The sequence below is a fragment of the Arthrobacter sp. 05T420 genome (assembly GCF_056396305.1).
Genome location: NZ_JBFTLG010000006.1, coordinates 1 through 16,667, shown reverse-complemented (window position 1 = coordinate 16,667; position 16,667 = coordinate 1). Strand labels below are relative to the sequence as shown.

General features: G+C 67.8%; 16 protein-coding genes. 13 read left to right on the top strand and 3 right to left on the bottom strand.

Annotated features, from left to right (window positions below; all coding sequences use genetic code 11):
- Positions 1–19: 19 nt before the first annotated feature.
- The 8 genes from argB (at position 20) to AC1DEM_RS07360 (ending at position 8,093) form a co-directional block, all read left to right on the top strand.
- Positions 20–949, top strand: a complete 930-nt coding sequence (gene argB, locus AC1DEM_RS07395) for an acetylglutamate kinase (protein WP_229993930.1) — start codon at positions 20–22, stop codon at positions 947–949.
- Complete coding sequence (locus tag AC1DEM_RS07390) at positions 946–2,343, top strand: acetylornithine transaminase (RefSeq protein WP_476883867.1); 1,398 nt, start codon at positions 946–948, stop codon at positions 2,341–2,343. The genes argB and AC1DEM_RS07390 overlap by 4 nt, the downstream gene beginning before the upstream one ends.
- A gap of 8 nt (positions 2,344–2,351) precedes the next feature.
- A complete protein-coding gene (gene argF, locus AC1DEM_RS07385) occupies positions 2,352–3,347 on the top strand; it encodes an ornithine carbamoyltransferase (protein WP_476884022.1) in 996 nt (331 codons plus the stop codon).
- Complete coding sequence (locus tag AC1DEM_RS07380; RefSeq protein WP_476883866.1) at positions 3,347–3,877, top strand: arginine repressor; 531 nt, start codon at positions 3,347–3,349, stop codon at positions 3,875–3,877. The genes argF and AC1DEM_RS07380 overlap by 1 nt, the downstream gene beginning before the upstream one ends.
- Before the next feature lie 109 nt (positions 3,878–3,986).
- Positions 3,987–5,192: an argininosuccinate synthase gene (locus tag AC1DEM_RS07375; RefSeq protein ID WP_476883865.1), complete on the top strand. Its 1,206-nt coding sequence runs from the start codon at positions 3,987–3,989 to the stop codon at positions 5,190–5,192.
- A gap of 5 nt (positions 5,193–5,197) precedes the next feature.
- Positions 5,198–6,625, top strand: coding sequence for an argininosuccinate lyase (gene argH / locus AC1DEM_RS07370; protein WP_476883864.1), 1,428 nt, complete (start codon positions 5,198–5,200; stop codon positions 6,623–6,625).
- Between the two features lie 151 nt (positions 6,626–6,776).
- The gene (locus tag AC1DEM_RS07365; protein WP_476883863.1) at positions 6,777–7,298 is read left to right on the top strand and encodes a pyridoxine/pyridoxamine 5'-phosphate oxidase; all 522 of its coding nucleotides are present in this window, start codon (positions 6,777–6,779) and stop codon (positions 7,296–7,298) included.
- A 57-nt stretch (positions 7,299–7,355) separates the two neighbouring features.
- A complete protein-coding gene (locus AC1DEM_RS07360; RefSeq protein ID WP_476883862.1) occupies positions 7,356–8,093 on the top strand; it encodes a maleylpyruvate isomerase family mycothiol-dependent enzyme in 738 nt (245 codons plus the stop codon).
- A gap of 83 nt (positions 8,094–8,176) precedes the next feature.
- On the opposite strand, the gene AC1DEM_RS07355 is transcribed toward AC1DEM_RS07360, so the two are convergent.
- Positions 8,177–8,695: a methylated-DNA--[protein]-cysteine S-methyltransferase gene (locus AC1DEM_RS07355; protein ID WP_476883861.1), complete on the bottom strand. Its 519-nt coding sequence runs from the start codon at positions 8,693–8,695 to the stop codon at positions 8,177–8,179.
- Entirely contained in the window at positions 8,692–10,215 is a 1,524-nt protein-coding gene (locus AC1DEM_RS07350; protein ID WP_476883860.1) for an AlkA N-terminal domain-containing protein, read from the bottom strand. The genes AC1DEM_RS07355 and AC1DEM_RS07350 overlap by 4 nt, the downstream gene beginning before the upstream one ends.
- A gap of 90 nt (positions 10,216–10,305) precedes the next feature.
- Between AC1DEM_RS07350 and AC1DEM_RS07345 the strand changes: the two genes are divergently transcribed.
- The 5 genes from AC1DEM_RS07345 (at position 10,306) to tyrS (ending at position 16,204) form a co-directional block, all read left to right on the top strand.
- The gene (locus AC1DEM_RS07345) at positions 10,306–11,046 is read left to right on the top strand and encodes a DNA-3-methyladenine glycosylase (protein ID WP_476883859.1); all 741 of its coding nucleotides are present in this window, start codon (positions 10,306–10,308) and stop codon (positions 11,044–11,046) included.
- A gap of 64 nt (positions 11,047–11,110) precedes the next feature.
- Positions 11,111–11,710: a hypothetical protein gene (locus tag AC1DEM_RS07340; RefSeq protein WP_476883858.1), complete on the top strand. Its 600-nt coding sequence runs from the start codon at positions 11,111–11,113 to the stop codon at positions 11,708–11,710.
- Positions 11,711–11,840: 130 nt separating this feature from the next.
- The gene (locus tag AC1DEM_RS07335) at positions 11,841–12,362 is read left to right on the top strand and encodes an adenine phosphoribosyltransferase (RefSeq protein WP_476884021.1); all 522 of its coding nucleotides are present in this window, start codon (positions 11,841–11,843) and stop codon (positions 12,360–12,362) included.
- 149 nt (positions 12,363–12,511) lie between these two features.
- Entirely contained in the window at positions 12,512–14,740 is a 2,229-nt protein-coding gene (locus AC1DEM_RS07330; protein WP_476883857.1) for a HelD family protein, read from the top strand.
- Between the two features lie 150 nt (positions 14,741–14,890).
- Entirely contained in the window at positions 14,891–16,204 is a 1,314-nt protein-coding gene (gene tyrS, locus AC1DEM_RS07325; protein ID WP_476883856.1) for a tyrosine--tRNA ligase, read from the top strand.
- A 177-nt stretch (positions 16,205–16,381) separates the two neighbouring features.
- Here tyrS and AC1DEM_RS07320 read toward each other — a convergent pair.
- On the bottom strand, positions 16,382–16,667 hold a 286-nt coding region (locus AC1DEM_RS07320; protein ID WP_476883855.1), incomplete at its 5' end, for a hypothetical protein.

The following is a 16,667-nucleotide window of genomic DNA, read 5'->3' as shown; positions in this document are numbered from 1 at the left end:
TCCGGGAAGGACGAACAGCATGAACACCCAGACACGCGAGACCACCTCCCAGTCGGACGCCCGGGACAAAGCCGCCACGTTGATCGAGGCGTTGCCCTGGATCCAGCGCTTTGCCGGCAGCACCATGGTGATCAAGTACGGCGGCAACGCCATGGTCAACGACGAGCTCCGCCGCGCCTTCGCCGAAGACGTCGTGTTCCTGCACCACGTCGGCATCCACCCCGTGGTGGTGCACGGCGGAGGCCCGCAGATCAACGCCATGCTCAGCCGGCTCGGGATCGAATCCGAGTTCAAGGGCGGCTTGCGCGTCACCACGCCCGAGGCCATGGACGTGGTCCGGATGGTCCTCACCGGGCAGGTGGGGCGCGAGCTCGTGGGCCTGATCAACTCCCACGGCCCTTACGCCGTCGGCATGTCCGGCGAGGACGGGGGACTGCTCCGCGCGGTCCGCACCGGCACCGTAGTGGACGGTGAGGAAGTGGACTTGGGCCTGGTCGGGGAAGTGGTTGGCGTCAACCCGGAAGGCATCGTCGACATCCTCGCGGCCGGCCGGATCCCGGTGGTCTCCACCGTTGCCCCGGAAATCTCCGCAGACGGTTCCACCACCGGACAGGTACTGAATGTCAACGCGGACACGGCGGCGGCGGCGGTCGCGTCGGCGCTGGGTGCATCCAAGCTGGTCATCCTGACCGATGTCGAAGGCCTCTACGCCAACTGGCCGGACAGGTCATCGCTGATCTCGTCGCTGACGGCTTCGGAGTTGCGCGAGATGCTGCCGCGCCTTGAGTCCGGCATGATCCCGAAGATGGCGGCCTGCCTGAAAGCGATTGACGACGGCGTCGAGCGCGCCCACATCGTGGACGGCCGCCTGCCGCACTCGATGCTGCTGGAAACCTTTACGACCGCCGGCATCGGCACCCAGGTCGTCCCCGACGAGGAAAGCAAATGAACCAGATCGAAACCGCACCTTCCACGGATCTTGAACATTCTCCGGTAGGGGAGTTGGTTCACTCGCGCGCCACCGGCGCACAGTGGCTCTCCCGCTACTCGTCCTCCTTACTGGGTGTCTTCGGCACGCCGCAGCGGGTCCTGGTCCGCGGCGCCGGCTGCCTCGTATGGGACGCCGATGGCAAGGAGTACCTGGACCTGCTCGGCGGCATCGCCGTGAACGCGCTCGGGCACGCCCACCCGTTCGTCACCTCGGTGATCTCCAGCCAGCTGGCCACTCTGGGCCACGTCTCGAACTTCTTCACGAGCCCCACCCAGATCGCCTTGGCCGAGAAGCTGCTGGAACTGTCCAAGGCGCCGGCCGGCTCCAAGGTGTTCTTCGCCAACTCCGGCACCGAGGCCGTTGAGGCGGCCTTCAAGCTGGCGCGCCGGAACACAGGCGCCAGCACAAAGAGCGCAGGCGGGGACAGTGCAGAGAAGCCGCGCACCAAGATCATCGCGCTCGAAGGCGCGTTCCACGGGCGCACCATGGGTGCCCTCGCGCTGACGGCGAAGGAGGCGTACCGGGCGCCGTTCGCACCGCTGCCCGGCGGCGTCGTGCATGTGCCGTTTGGTGACATCGAGGCCCTCCGCGCGGCCGTGGACGAGACAACCGCAGCCGTCTTCCTCGAACCGATCCAAGGCGAGGCCGGCGTCCGGCCGTTGCCCGCCGGCTACCTCAAGGCCGCCCGGGAGGCCACGAGCGCGTCCGGCGCCCTGCTGATCCTTGACGAGGTCCAGACCGGCATCGGCCGCACCGGCAAATGGCTGGCCAGCGAGGACGCCGGAATCGTGCCCGACGCCGTGACCCTCGCGAAGGGCCTCGGCGGCGGCTTCCCGGTGGGCGCGCTCGTGACATTCGGACCGGAAACGTCCGCCCTGCTGACCGCCGGCCAGCACGGGACCACCTTTGGTGGCAACCCGGTGGCCACCGCGGCCGCCCTCGCAACCCTGCACGTCCTCGAAAACCAGGACATCCTGGCCCACGTCCGGAGCCTGGGGGAGCACCTGCGCGCCGGCCTCGCCGGAATCCCCGGCGTCACCGAGGTCCGCGGCGAGGGGCTGCTGATCGGCTTCGACCTCGACGGCGACGTCGCCCCCGGCGTCGTCACCGCCGGCCTCGACGCCGGGTTCATCGTCAACAGCCCGGGCCCGCGCACCATCCGACTCGCGCCGCCGCTGATCCTGACCACCGAACAGGCCGACCGCTTCCTGGCGGCGCTGCCGGCCTTGCTCGAAACCGCCAAGGCCACTGCCGAAAACACCGCAGAAAAAACTGCCGAACAGACTGCCGATCAGGTCCAGGCCGAACAGCCCGCCACTTCAAGTAACAACGCCGCAAAGGACGCCAAGTGACCGCCGCCGTGACCACATCAGTGCCCACCCGCCACTTCCTCAAGGACACGGACCTCAGCCCGGCCGAACAGGCCGAAGTCCTCGAGCTCGCCGTCCGGATGAAGGCCGCGCCTTACAGCGTGCAGCCCTTCGCCGCGGCGGGCAGCGGCCGCCAGACCGTGGCCGTCATCTTCGACAAGACCTCCACCCGGACCAGGGTCTCCTTCGCCACCGGAATCGCGGATATGGGCGGCAACGCGCTCATCATCAACCCCGGAGAGGCGCAGATCGGGCACAAGGAATCGGTCGAGGACACCGCCAAGGTGCTCGAACGCATGGTGTCCACCATCGTGTGGCGCACCGGCGCGCATGCCGGACTCGTCGCCATGGCCGCGAACTCACGCGTTCCGGTCATCAACGCCCTGTGCGATGACTACCACCCCTGCCAGCTCCTCGCCGATCTCTTGACCGTCAAAGAGCACAAGGGCTCGCTCCAGGGCCTGACCATGGCGTACCTGGGCGACTCGGCCAACAACATGGCCAATTCCTACCTGCTGGCCGGCGTCACGGCGGGCATGAACGTCCGGATCGCCGGACCCGTTGGCTTCCTGCCGTCCGCGGAGATCATCGCCGCCGCCGAGGACCGCGCCGCGGAGACCGGCGGCTCGGTGCTGGTGACGGTTGACGCCGCCGAGGCGCTCCTTGGCGCCGACGTCGTGGCTACCGACACGTGGGTGTCCATGGGCCAGGAGGCGGAGAAAGGAGCGCGGATGAAGTTGTTCCGCAACTATGCCGTGGACAGCGCGGCGATGAAGCTCGCGGCGCCGGACGCCGTCGTGCTGCACTGCCTGCCGGCCTACCGGGGCTACGAGATCGCCGCGGACGTCATTGACGGCCCGCAGTCGGTGGTCTGGGACGAGGCCGAAAACCGGCTCCATGCCCAGAAGGCGCTCATGGCCTGGCTCATGCACCGCTCCGGCCTGGCTGTTGTCGATGGGCTGGCGCCGGCGGACGGCTTGGCCTGATGACCGTCCAGCCAGCCTCTCCGGGGGCCAGCCCGGCCACCAAGACAGCCCGGCAGGCACGGATCACGGCGATTCTGACAGGCGAATCGGTCCGTTCCCAGGCCGAGCTCGCGGCGCTGCTCGCGGACGACGGCGTCCAGGTCACCCAGGCCACGCTCTCCCGCGACCTCGTGGAACTCGGCGCCGTCCGGGTCCGCGGCAAGGACGGCGTGTTGGTCTACGCCGTCCCGGGCGAGGGCGGCGAACGGGCGGCCAAGAGCGGCGTCACGCAGGAAATCCTCGATGCCCGGCTGACCCGGCTGTGCGGGGAACTGCTCGTCACCGCCGAAGCTTCGGCCAACCTTGTGGTACTCCGGACCCCGCCGGGCGCCGCGAACTTCCTTGCCCTCGCCATCGACCACTCCGTGATGCCCTCGATCCTGGGCACCATCGCTGGGGACGACACCGTCCTGCTTGTCACCCGCGACCCCCTGGGCGGCGCGGACATCGCCGCACGCTTCCTGCAGTTCGCCGAGGAAGCCGGCCAATAAGCCGCACCACGAGCCTTTCAAGGGACCGGGCGCACCGGGCTTGTGACAGGCTTGCAACAGAGATTTTTCCCAGACTTACAGCATCACCAAACAACTAAGGAGCATTTCCGTGACTGAGCGTATTGTTCTGGCCTACTCCGGTGGCCTGGATACTTCCGTAGCCATCGGCTGGATCGGTGAAGCCACCGGCGCCGAGGTCATCGCCGTGGCGGTCGACGTCGGACAGGGCGGCGAATCGCTGGAGACCATCCGCCAGCGCGCGCTGGGCTGCGGCGCCGTTGAAGCCTACGTCGCCGACGCCAGCGACGAGTTCGCCAACGAGTACTGCGTGCCCACGCTGAAGGCCAACGCCCTCTACCAGGGCCACTACCCGCTGGTCTCGGCCATCTCCCGCCCGGTGATCGTCAAGCACCTGGTCAAGGCCGCCCGCGAATTCGGGGCCACCACGGTGGCCCACGGCTGCACCGGCAAAGGCAACGACCAGGTCCGCTTCGAAGTCGGCATCCAGACCCTCGGCCCGGACCTGAAGTGCATCGCCCCGGTCCGCGACCTCGCCCTGACCCGCGACAAGGCCATCGCCTTCGCCGAGGAAAAGGGCCTGCCCATCGAGACCACCAAGAAGAACCCGTACTCGATCGACCAGAACGTCTGGGGCCGCGCCGTCGAAACCGGCTACCTCGAAGACATCTGGAACGCCCCCACCAAGGACATCTACGACTACACCGCCACCCCGGAATTCCCGCCGGCGCCGGATGAGGTCACCATCTCCTTCGAAGCCGGCGTGCCGGTGGCGATCGACGGCGTCAAGGTCACCCCGCTGCAGGCCATTAAGGAACTCAACCGCCGTGCCGGCGCCCAGGGCGTCGGCCGGATCGACGTCGTCGAGGACCGCCTCGTGGGCATCAAGTCCCGCGAAATCTACGAGGCACCGGGCGCCATGGCGCTCATCACCGCACACAAGCACCTCGAGGACATCACCATCGAGCGCGAGCAGGCCCGCTTCAAGGCGACCGTCGGCCAGCGCTGGGCCGAGCTGGTCTACGACGGGCAGTGGTTTTCACCGCTCAAGCGCTCCCTCGACGCCTTCATCGAGGACACCCAGCGCTACGTCACCGGCGACATCCGCATGGTGCTGCACGGCGGCCAGGCGATCGTCAACGGACGCCGCTCCGAGACCTCGCTCTACGACTTCGACCTCGCCACGTACGACACCGGCGACACGTTCGACCAGTCGATGGCGCGCGGCTTCATCGAGCTGTGGGGCATGTCCGCCAAGGTTGCCGCCCGCCGCGACATCCGCGTCACAGGACAGTAGCCCCTGTGGCTGAGCATAAGTCCGAAGCTACAAATACGGGAGCGCTGTGGGGCGGCCGGTTCGCCGGCGGCCCCGCCGACGCCCTCGCAGCCCTGAGTAAGTCCACGCACTTTGACTGGCGGCTGGCCCGCTACGACATCGCCGGGTCCAAGGCGCACGCCCGCGTGCTGCACAAGGCCGGGCTGCTGGACGACGCCGAACTCGAGGGCATGCTGGCCGCGCTGACCCAGCTGGATGAGGACGTCGCCTCCGGCGCCTACCTGCCGGCGGAGTCCGATGAGGACGTGCACGGTTCGCTGGAGCGCGGCCTGATCGAGCGCGCCGGCACCCAGCTCGGCGGCAAGCTCCGCGCCGGCCGGTCCCGCAACGACCAGGTGGCCACGCTGGGACGGATGTTCCTGCGCGACCACGCCCGGATCATCGCCCGCGGCGTGCTCGCCACGATCGACGCCCTGGTGGACCAGGCCAAGGCGCACCAGGGGGTGGCCATGCCCGGCCGCACCCACCTGCAGCATGCCCAGCCGGTCCTGCTTAGCCACCACCTGCTGGCCCACGCCTGGGCACTGCTGCGCGACGTGCAGCGGCTGGCGGACTGGGACAAGCGCGCCGGCGTTTCGCCCTACGGCTCGGGCGCCCTGGCTGGCTCGTCGCTGGGACTGGACCCGGAGGCCGTCGCAGCCGATCTCGGCTTCTTCTCAGCGACGCACAACTCGATCGACGGCACCGCCTCCCGCGACGTCTTCGCCGAGTTCGCCTGGATCACGGCCATGATCGGCGTGGACCTCTCCCGGGTCTCGGAGGAAGTGATCCTGTGGGCCACGAAGGAGTTCTCCTTCGTCACCCTGCACGATTCCTACTCCACCGGCTCCTCGATCATGCCGCAGAAGAAGAACCCGGACGTGGCGGAATTGGCGCGAGGAAAGGCGGGCCGGCTGATCGGCAACCTGACAGGGCTGCTGGCCACCCTGAAGGGCCTGCCGCTCGCGTATAACCGCGACCTGCAGGAGGACAAGGAACCGGTCTTCGACGCCGCCGACACGCTGGAGGTCCTGCTCCCGGCAGTGTCCGGCATGATCGCGACGCTGACGTTCAACACCGAACGGATGGAAGCGCTGGCACCACAGGGCTTCGCGCTGGCGACCGACATCGCCGAATGGCTGGTCCGCCAGGGCGTTCCCTTCCGCGAGGCCCACGAGCTTTCCGGCGCCGCGGTGAAGCAGGCCGAAAGCCGAGGCGTCGAGCTTTGGGACCTGACGGACGGGGAATACGCGGCCATCTCGGAGCACCTGACGCCGGAGGTCCGCACGGTCCTGTCCACTGAGGGTTCGCTCAACAGCCGGAACTCCCAGGGCGGCACCGCGCCGGCCGCCGTCGAACGCCAGTTGCTGGTCCTCGCCGGCGAGCTCGCCGGCGTGCGGGAGTACGCGGGGTAGCACCCTTTGGTCTGTGCGCGAGGGGGCACTTCACGGCAATGTTTTTCGTAAACACTGCCGTGAAGTGCCCCCATCCGCACCCTAACCTCGCAAGCTCGGCCAGGGAACCCTGCGGGCCTGGGCCCCGTCTCGCGGCGTTTAAGGTGGGTGCATGAGCGAAACGTTCCGGCAAATGCTCCGTGCCCTGCCCGATTTCCCCGAAGTGCTCCCGGACTTCGATCCGGCCTCAGCGCCCGAAGACCCGGTGGAGCTGTTCCGGCTATGGCTGGACGAGGCCCTGGCCGCCGGGGTGCCGCAGCCGAACGCCTGCAGCCTGGCCACCTCCGACGCACAGGGCCGGCCGTCGTCGCGGATGCTGATCCTGAAGGACATCGACGCCGACGGCTGGCACTTCGCGACCTCCCGGGGATCCCGGAAGGGGCTGGAGCTCGCGGCCAACCCGAACGCGGCGCTGAACTTCTTTTGGCAACAGCAAGGCCGCCAGGTGCGGGTAGCCGGGGACGTCGTAGAGCTGTCCGCCGAGGCGTCGGCCGCTGACTGGCAGGCCCGGCCGGGAGCAGACGGTGGCGAGAATCCGGACTGGCAGCTGTACGCCATCCGGCCCCGCGAAATCGAATTCTGGCAGGCCCGGCACGACCGCCGGCACATCCGGCACCGCTACGCGCCCCGCTGATCGGGTTCCGCTCAGTTAATCCGAGCTAATTGGGTGGCTCGGTTTAGGATGGGCGCCATGACCTCAATCACACCAGAGAACCTTCGGGCCGAACTGCACCGCGCCGCCGACGTCGTGACCGGAATCGCCGCGAAACTGACGGAACAGGACATCAAAGCGCCCTCGGAACTGCCCGGCTGGAGCCGCGGGCACGTGCTGGCCCACATCTGCGGGATCGCCAACGCGATGGGCCGCCAACTGGAATACGCCGCCCGCGGTGAGAGCGTGGAACTCTACGACGGCGGCTCCGCGGGGCGAAACCGCGCCATCGACATGGCGGCCGGCCACAGCCTGGCTGAGCACCGGGCCGACCTCGACGCAGCGCTGGGCAGGGCCCTGCGCGCCTTCGACTCGCTTGACGCCGCTGGCTGGCGCGAGCCCATCACCTACCGCGGGGGAGTCGTGTTCGACGGCGGCCTGGCACTGTGGCGCGAACTCGTCATCCATGCGGCCGATCTCGGCACCGGCCACGGACCGGAAACCTGGAGCCGGCCCTTCTGCGGGCACCTCTTCGATTTCCTCTCCGCCCGGGTGCCCGAGGGCCAGCGCTTCATACTGCAGCCGCTCGGCCTGCCCGCGGTGGCCATCGGGAGCGGCGGGACATCTACGGTGATCAACGGGATGCTCACGGATATCGCCGCGTGGCTCGCCGGGCGCACCCCCACGCTCGGCAGCCTTCGCGCCACCGCCGCGGCCGACGGCGTCGACCTCCCGGAACTTCTGCCCTGGCCCGCCGGAGTGCCCGTCAACAACTAGGTTTCGGACCTTTGCGGCCAGCTCTCGGCCGGCGGGGTGCCCGGCGCCCCTGCCCGCTGCCCCTTGCCCGGGCCCCTCTAGGCCTAGGGCCTTACCGTTGCGAGGGCGAGTTCGTGCTCCCGGTCCAGCAGGCTGCCCTTGACGGCCAGTCCCCAGCGGAACCCGCCCAGGGTCCCGTCGGTGCGGATGACGCGGTGGCAGGGAACAAACAGGGCCGCCGCGTTAAAGGCGCAGGCACTGGCCGCGGCCCGGACGGCCTTGGCGTTGCCGGACAGCTCCGCGTACTCCGTGTAGGTCACCGGGCGCCCGGGAGCGACCGTGCGCAGCACGTCCCAGGCGTGGCTGCGGAAGGGACCTGACTTCTGCAGCACCGGCACCGCCATAGCCGGCACCGGATCGCCGGCGTAGAACGCCTCCACTGCCTCAGAGATGGGGCCCAGCCCGGAAACGGTTTCGAATTCACCCGGCAGCAGGTCCGCGTGGATCTGCCCGGTCAGTTCGCCGGGAACAGCGGTCCAGCCCGAGGAAAGGACGGCGCCGTCGCGGGCAATGATGGTGAAAGGACCGTCCGGGGTGGACATGGTCAACAGCTGGGCTTTCATGGTTTCGCTTTCTTCGGAGCCTGTTTTTGAGTCTGCTTTTGAGTTAAAGACAGCGCACGCGCCGCGGCCTGGGCAGCCGCTGCTGCACGCCAAAGATGCATGGTGGCGTAGGAGCGCCACGGGCTGACCTCACGGAAATCGGGGGTCAGTGTGGCCCCGGTGGGGGTCCGGGCGAGTGACCGGATGCCGTTGCGGACCGCGGCATCGTTGGCCAGGAACACGTCCGGCGCCCCGATGACCCGCATCGCGACATATCCCACGGTCCACGGCCCGACGCCGGCCAGTGGCAGGAGCTTGGCCTCCAGCCCGTGGACGTCGTCGCCATAGCCGAAGTCCAGGTCGCCCGAGGCCATAGCCGCGGCTGCGCCGCGGACGGCATCGATCCGCCGTTGGGGGCCGCGGAGCAGTTCGAAGCCGGTCTCCGCAATCTGGGTGGCCGTCGGGAACAGCCGGTGGAGGCCGTCGTCGGGCACCAGGCTCGCGCTCCCGACAGCGGAAAGTTGGACCAGGGCGGTCCGCGCGGCGGCCACCGTGATCTGCTGGCCAATCATGGCCCGGATCAGCAGTTCCTGCGGATCAACGGCGCCGGGCATTCGCATGCCGGGCGTGCGCGCCACCGCGGCGGCCAGCCGGGGATCGGCCGTGAGGGCGGCATCGATGGCGACCGGATCGGCGTCCAGGTCCAGCAGGCGGCGGACCCTGCTCAGCAGGGCGGCCAGGTCGCGGAGATCGACGGCGCCGATGGTCAGCACGAGCGGGCGCCCGGGCGCCCCGGCGTCGTAGTCCACCCGGAAGCGGGCATCGCCGTGCGTCAGCCGCAGGGTCCGGGCGTAGGAACTGGACGTACCTTCCTCGACCCCGGGGATGGCGCGGACGGCGAGGAAGTCGAAGACGCCTGGGTCGAACGGTTCGCGGTACGGAAGGTTCAGCGTGAGCGCGGTGGTCGCCGCGGGGGAGCGGTGATGCCGGGCTGTGGCCCGGAGCGCGGAAGGCGTCATCGCAAAGACCTCGCCGATGGTCTCGTTGAACTGGCGCACGCTGCTGAATCCGGCGGCGAAGGCGATGTCCGAGACCTTCATGGCGGTGGAGACCAGCAGGGTGCGGGCGGTCTGCGCGCGGCTCGCCCGCGCCAGGGACAGCGGACCGGCGCCGAGTTCGTGGCTGAGGATCCGGTTGAGTTGGCGCGAGGAGTAGCCGAGCCGGGCCGCCAGCCCCTCGACACCGTCGCGGTTGATCACGCCGTCGTTGATGAGCCGCATGGCCCGCCCGGCGATATCGGAGCGCACGTTCCACGCCGGCGTGCCGGGCACGGCCTCGGGCAGGCAGCGTTTGCAAGCCCGGTAGCCGGCGTCGTGCGCGGCAGCGGACGTCTCATAGAACGTGACGTTGTCCGCCTTGGGCGTCCGCGCGGGGCACGAGGGCCGGCAGTAGATGCCGGTGGTCCGGACAGCGGTGTAGAACTGCCCGTCGAAACGGGTGTCGCGGGCGTCGATTGCCCGGTAGCGCTGCCAGAAGTCCATGACCCCATCCTGCCAGCTTCGCTGGACAGCTGCTAGCGGAATTCGGACACGGCCGTGTGGGCCTCCGGCGGCGTTTGTTAAAGTCTGAGCATGACTTCGAGCCCGCTTCCTGCCCAGCCCGGCACGTTCACTGGCGTACAGACCGGCACGGAAGAAGATGTCCAGCCTGGCACGGTTACAGGCACGGCTGCGTCGCTCCGGGAGCTGCTCTCGGCCGATGCGCGGCACGTGGCGCCACTGATCCTCGGCGCCGTGTTGACGCATGACGGGCGCGAGGGCTCCGTCTCCGTCCGGATAACCGAAGTGGAGGCGTACCTCGGCCCGCATGATTCGCGCCACCCTGATCCCGGCTCCCATACCTTCCGGGGCCAAACGGCCCGCAACACGCCGATGTTCGGCCCGGCCGGCCACCTGTACGTGTATTTCACGTACGGGATGCACCATTGCGCCAATATCGTGTGCGGGCCCGAGGGCGTTGCGTCCGCGCTGCTGCTGAGGGCCGGCGAGGTGGTGGCGGGTCATGAGCTGGCCGGGGCCAGGCGCCCGACGTCGAAATCGGACACCGACCTCGCCAGCGGCCCGGCCCGGCTTGCCACCGCGCTGGGATTGACGACGGCGGACAGCGGGCGGGACGCGCTGGCGCCGCCGTTCCGGCTGGAGCTGCCCGCGAACCCGCCGGAAGGGGTCGCTGTTGGCATCAGCTCTGGTCCCCGTGTCGGTGTCTCCGGCGCCGGCGGCAGCCACGACTACCCCTGGCGGTTCTGGCTCAGCGGCGACCCTACCGTCTCCCGCTACAAGGCGGCCAAGGCGCGCAACGCCGGCGGCGTGTAGCGCGCCAGACACTGTGCTGGCACACTCTGATGCCGGCGGGCGCGGTGCGGGATGATGGACCATTATGGGCGAGGGGAAACGCGGAAAACCGGGCAGTGAGCTGGAACGGCTTCAGATCTTTGCGCAGCTGGCCACCGAGTACTTCCGCATGGTCGAGCTGTTCTCGCCCGACGGCGGGCAAGTCGCCGTGGACTCCCTCGAGGCAGAGCGAAGGCACTGGGTTGAGCTCTTCCGGGCCGCCCTGCTGCGCAAATTCATCGTTCCGGAAGAACACGTTTCACTGAAACTCGTCGTCAGGGCCCTACGCCTGTGCAACTACTCGGCGGACGTCCGGATAGCCGGGGGCGCGGCAGAAGCGGCCAGTTTGTTCACGAACGGGATGATCCGGGACCGCCAGGCGCTGATGGCCGAAATCGCATTGGATGACCACGACCTGTTTGAGGACGTCCTCTACGGGCGGCTCCTCCATGGTGACGCCGACAGGTTCCGCCGGTCCGGGTGGGCCGGGGACTACGCCCGGCTGAGCCGCGTGGCGGCCGGACGGTTCGATGCCGAGCGCGCGCTGAGGAAGGCGCTGGGCGTGGTCTCCTATGGCCTTGCCAACGCCCTCCTGCGCCCGCCGGAACCGGGCGGCGGCGCCGAGCCTCCGCCGCCAGAGGCATAGGGATTTCTGGGAGGTCGCGAAACTGGCCCATCCGGTGCGGCTCCGGACGCCGCCGCCCGGGAAACGTCCAGCGGCCAGCCAGTAGGGTGGATGGGTGAATCACAGCGAACCGAACCAGACGAAGAGTGCAATGCCGGTGGATGAACTGATTAAAGGCCTATGCGCCACCATCCCGGACTATCCCAAACCAGGCATCAGCTTCAAGGACCTGACCCCGGTGTTCGCCGACGGCGCCGCCTTCGGGGCCGTCGTCGATGCCCTGGTGGGACCGTTCCAGGGCCAGTTCGACGCCGTGGCCGGAGTGGAAGCCCGCGGCTTCCTGCTCGCGGCAGCCGCCGCCTACGCCACTGGGACCGGAGTCATCACGGTGCGCAAGGCCGGCAAGCTGCCTCGCGAAGTGTTCTCCGAGGATTACGCGTTGGAATACGGCACGGCCACCCTTGAGCTGCACACCACCGACCTGGCGCCCGGGAGCAGGGTGCTGATCCTCGACGACGTGCTCGCCACCGGCGGTACGCTCGGCGCCGCGGCACGACTGTTCGAGCGGTGCGGGATCCACGTGGCCGGCATTGGTGTGGTCATGGAACTGGACGAACTTGCCGGCCGCACGGCGCTGACCGGCCACAACGTCCGCTCCCTGCTGCGGATATAGCGGGGCTGGCGAGGCTGGACCATCCGGGACGTGTCGGTAGAATTCCCTGACGAAGACTGCCTTGGCATTGTTTGGCGACATGCAACAGCCGTGCCCGCCGAAATGGCTGTAGAATGGTGGGTCCGTCTTTTTCGATAGGGGAACGTTCGATGCACGACGCTGATTTGGCCCATGAACGCGACTATGTGGCCGGACTTTACGCCCGGCTCGATGAGTTGCGGGTGGAGAAGCGCACCCAGCTGGCCCAGGTGCGCCGTGCCGGTGCCGTGGGCACCATGCAGAACGTTTCCGAACGCGATGCCTTCGCTGCCCTCTACGAGGACCGCCTCGCCCAGCTCGACGCAGTCGATGACCGGCTGGTTTTCGGCCGCCTGGACCTGGATTCCGGGGAGGCCCAGTACATCGGCCGCATCGGCCTGACCACCGAGGACCTGCAGCGGCTCATGGTGGACTGGCGTGCGCCCGAGGCCGGCCACTTCTACCAGGCCACGGCATTCGACCGGCAAGGCGTCCGCCGCCGCCGTCACCTGATCCTGCAGGGGCGCGAGGTCAAGGCAATCGAGGATGACGTGCTCGACGCCGACATGCTCGCGGACAATGATTCGCTCCAGGGCGAAGGCGCCCTGCTGGCTGCCCTGAACTCCAAGCGGACGGGCCGGATGTCAGACATCGTCGGCACCATCCAGTCCGAGCAGGACCGGATCATCCGTTCCTCCATCTCCGGCGCGCTCGTGGTCCAGGGTGGTCCAGGCACAGGCAAGACCGCCGTCGCCCTGCACCGCGCCGCGTACCTGCTGTACACGCACCGGGACAGGCTCAAGAGCGCCGGCGTCCTGCTGGTGGGGCCGACGTCGTCCTTCATGAAGTACATCGAACGCGTGCTGCCCTCGCTCGGCGAGACCGGCGTCGTGATGGCGAGCCTGGGTCGGCTCATGCCGGGCATCACCGCCGTTGCCGAGCCGGACTCCGCCGTCGCCGCCATCAAGGGCCGGCTGGACATGGCCGAGGTGATTGCCAACGCCGTGGCCAACCGGCAGCGCATTCCGGCCGGAAACCGGATCCTTGAGGTCGACGGCCGCAAGCTGGTTCTCACGCCGCGGCAGGTCCGTCGCGCCAAGGAAAGGGCGCGCGCCACTGGCAAGCCGCACAACGAGGCCCGCGTCTCCTTCGTCAAGATCCTGCTCCGCGAACTGACCGAGCAGCTGACGGAACTGGTGGAGGCCGGCAATATCGGCAACAACGCCGACCGCTCGTACCTGGCGGAGGATGTCCGCTCCGCCCGGGATGTCCGGATCGCCCTGAACCTGTGCTGGATGCCGATGACTCCCGAGAAGCTCGTGGGGGAGCTGCTGAGCAAGCCGGCCATCCTCGAGGCCTGCACCCCGAACCTCACCCCGGAGGAACGCGCGCTGCTGCTGCGCCCTGCCGGTTCGCCCTGGACCGAGTCCGACGTTCCGCTGCTCGACGAGGCCGCCGAACTGCTCGGCGAGCTTGATGCCGCCGCAGGACGGGGCCTGGCCCAGCAGGAACAGGACCGTGCCCGCGACCTCGCCAACGCCAAGCAGACCCTGGTCAACATGGAAACCGCCGGCGTGGACGTCCTCGTCACGGCCGAAGACCTGGTGGACCAGAACCAGGAGCGCGAGACGAGGCTGACCGCCGCAGAGCGCGCCACCACGGACCGTTCGTGGGCCTTCGGGCACATCGTGGTGGACGAGGCCCAGGAGTTGTCACCCATGCAGTGGCGGCTGCTGGTCCGCCGCTGCCCGCTGAAGTCGTTCACGATCGTGGGCGACATCGCCCAGACAAGTTCCGTGGCCGGCGCCAACTCCTGGCACAGCGCCCTGGGCCCCATGTTCGGCGACCGTTGGCAGCTCGAGGAACTGACCGTCAACTACCGCACACCGTCCCAGATCGCCGAGGCCGCGGCCCGCATGGCCACCGCGGCCGGACTGGTGGTCTCGGCGCCCAAGGCCGTCAGGGAAGGGCGCTGGTCCCCGGTCATCGACAACGTCGGCAAGGGCCAGATCGTCAACAAGCTCGTCGAAGTGCTTCCCGAGGAACTGGACGCCATCGAGGGCGGCCTGATGGCGGTCATCGCCGACGGCGATCTTCTCCCGGAGGCCAGCGCAGCACTGCGGGCCGTGTACGGTCACCGCGTCGGGACCGGAGCGGGAAGTTACGCGCAGGACATCGTAGTGATCAGTCCCCGCGAGGCAAAAGGACTGGAATTTGACGGAGTCGTGGTCCTGGAGCCGATGGACATGCTCAACCACGAGCACGGCCGGGTGGGCGACCTGTATGTGGCCATGACCCGGCCTACGCAGCGCCTGCGGCTCATCGCCGCCGCCGGAATCCCGGCAGGCATCGAGGAGTAGGCCGGCGGCCGGGCGACATTGGCTGTCCGCCTGCCGGGCTGTCCGCCTGCCGGGCAGCAACACGGCTGCCCGGCGGTATTGGCCGTCCGCCCGCTGGGCGTACGGCGTCAACTGCGATGCGGGTCCCTTGATCCTGCTAACTTAGATTCCGTGTCCCAGCTAAATATTCTCGATGCCCAGCAGAACGACCCCAGCTTTGCCAATATCTGGCAGGAGCTGAAATGGCGCGGCCTTGTCCACGTCTCCACGGATGAGGCGGAGCTCGAGAAGCTCCTCGCCGGCGAGCCCGTGACGTATTACTGCGGCTTCGATCCGACCGCGCCGAGCCTGCACCTGGGCAACCTGGTCCAGCTGCTGCTCATGCGCCGGATCCAGCTGGCCGGCCACAAGCCCCTCGGACTGGTGGGCGGATCCACAGGCCTGATCGGGGATCCGCGTCCGACGGCGGAACGCACCCTCAACACCAAGGACACCGTGTCCGAATGGGTGGGCTACCTGCAGGCCCAGGTCCGTCGCTTCCTCAGCTTCGAGGGCGACAACGCCGCCCAGATGGTCAACAACCTGGACTGGACGGCGCCGCTGAGCGCCATCGACTTCCTGCGCGAGATCGGCAAGCATTACCGTGTCGGCACCATGCTCCGCAAGGACGCCGTCGCATCCCGCCTCAGCTCTGAGGAAGGCATCAGCTACACGGAGTTCAGCTACCAGATCCTGCAGGGCATGGACTACCTGCAGCTGTTCCGCGACTACGGTTGCATGCTGCAGACCGGTGGCTCGGATCAGTGGGGCAACCTCACAAGCGGCACCGAACTCATCCGCAAGGTTGAGGGCAAGCACGTCCACGCCCTGGGTACGCCGCTGATCACCAACTCTGACGGCACTAAGTTTGGCAAGAGCGAAGGCAACGCGATTTGGCTGGATCCGGCCATGTGCAGCCCGTACGCCTTCTACCAGTTCTGGCTTAACACGGCCGACGCCGACGTCGCGGACCGCCTCAAAGTGTTCACCTTCCTGAGCCGGGCCGAGATCGAGGCTCTGGAACTGGCGATCGCCGAACGTCCGTTTGCCCGGGAGGGCCAGCGGAAACTGGCATACGAAGTGACCTCGCTGGTCCATGGCGTGGACGCCACGGAGAAGGTCATTGCGGCGTCGGCCGCGGTGTTCGGCAACGGCGATCTCTCCGTGCTGGATGAAGCGACCTTGCAGGCGGCGACCTCCGAGCTGCCGTCCGCCACTGTCGACGCCGGCGCCCTGGGCATCATCGAGCTGCTGGTCGCCTCCGGTCTGTCAGAGAGCAAGTCCGCCGCACGCCGAACTGTGGGGGAGGGCGGGGCCTACGTCAACAATGCGAAAGTGACCGACCCCGACGCCGTTATTGACTCCAGCCAGTTGCTGCATGGCCGCTACCTGCTCCTGCGCCGGGGCAAGAAGAACCTGGCGACGGTGGAAGTCGCCGCGTCCTGATTAGCCTCGAAACGCACCCTGCACGCTCCTCCCCGGCCGATTTGCACGGCCGGGGAGGAGCGTGTATTGTTTTCTGAGTCGCCGCCGTTGAGTGGTGACAAACCCCCACAAATGAGAAGCAATTTTTCATGCGCTAGGCGCACATAATGGAAATTGCTTCAATTCTGCTGGGCGGATTCACTCCACAACGTGAAATTCGGATGAAAATCCCGAATTTGCAAAGTGGAAATGAATGAAATAAGCTGTAAACATCGCAGCGAAGAAAAGCGAAATAAAGAATTCATGGAAATGAATTGTTTCGACAAGTATTCGAATGTGTCTGTTGTTTGAGAACTCAATAGTGTGCCAAGTTTGTTGATACCAATTTATTGTATTGAATTGGTTGAATTGACCAGGTTGCGCCATCCCGTGGTGTGGTCTGGTTTTTACAGCTGGTTTCAAATTTTGTGCATTGTGTGCATCC

Bases quoted from the DNA above. Each gene is read 5' to 3' on its own strand.
- AC1DEM_RS07360 (WP_476883862.1), top strand. From the start codon at position 7,356: ATGACCTCAATCACACCAGAGAACCTTCGGGCCGAACTGCACCGCGCC.
- AC1DEM_RS07380 (WP_476883866.1), top strand. From the start codon at position 3,347: ATGACCGTCCAGCCAGCCTCTCCGGGGGCCAGCCCGGCCACCAAGACA.
- AC1DEM_RS07335 (WP_476884021.1), top strand. From the start codon at position 11,841: ATGCCGGTGGATGAACTGATTAAAGGCCTATGCGCCACCATCCCGGAC.
- AC1DEM_RS07355 (WP_476883861.1), bottom strand. From the start codon at position 8,695: ATGAAAGCCCAGCTGTTGACCATGTCCACCCCGGACGGTCCTTTCACC.
- AC1DEM_RS07365 (WP_476883863.1), top strand. From the start codon at position 6,777: ATGAGCGAAACGTTCCGGCAAATGCTCCGTGCCCTGCCCGATTTCCCC.
- argB (WP_229993930.1), top strand. From the start codon at position 20: ATGAACACCCAGACACGCGAGACCACCTCCCAGTCGGACGCCCGGGAC.
- AC1DEM_RS07390 (WP_476883867.1), top strand. From the start codon at position 946: ATGAACCAGATCGAAACCGCACCTTCCACGGATCTTGAACATTCTCCG.
- AC1DEM_RS07345 (WP_476883859.1), top strand. From the start codon at position 10,306: ATGACTTCGAGCCCGCTTCCTGCCCAGCCCGGCACGTTCACTGGCGTA.
- AC1DEM_RS07350 (WP_476883860.1), bottom strand. From the start codon at position 10,215: ATGGACTTCTGGCAGCGCTACCGGGCAATCGACGCCCGCGACACCCGT.
- AC1DEM_RS07340 (WP_476883858.1), top strand. From the start codon at position 11,111: ATGGGCGAGGGGAAACGCGGAAAACCGGGCAGTGAGCTGGAACGGCTT.
- AC1DEM_RS07330 (WP_476883857.1), top strand. From the start codon at position 12,512: ATGCACGACGCTGATTTGGCCCATGAACGCGACTATGTGGCCGGACTT.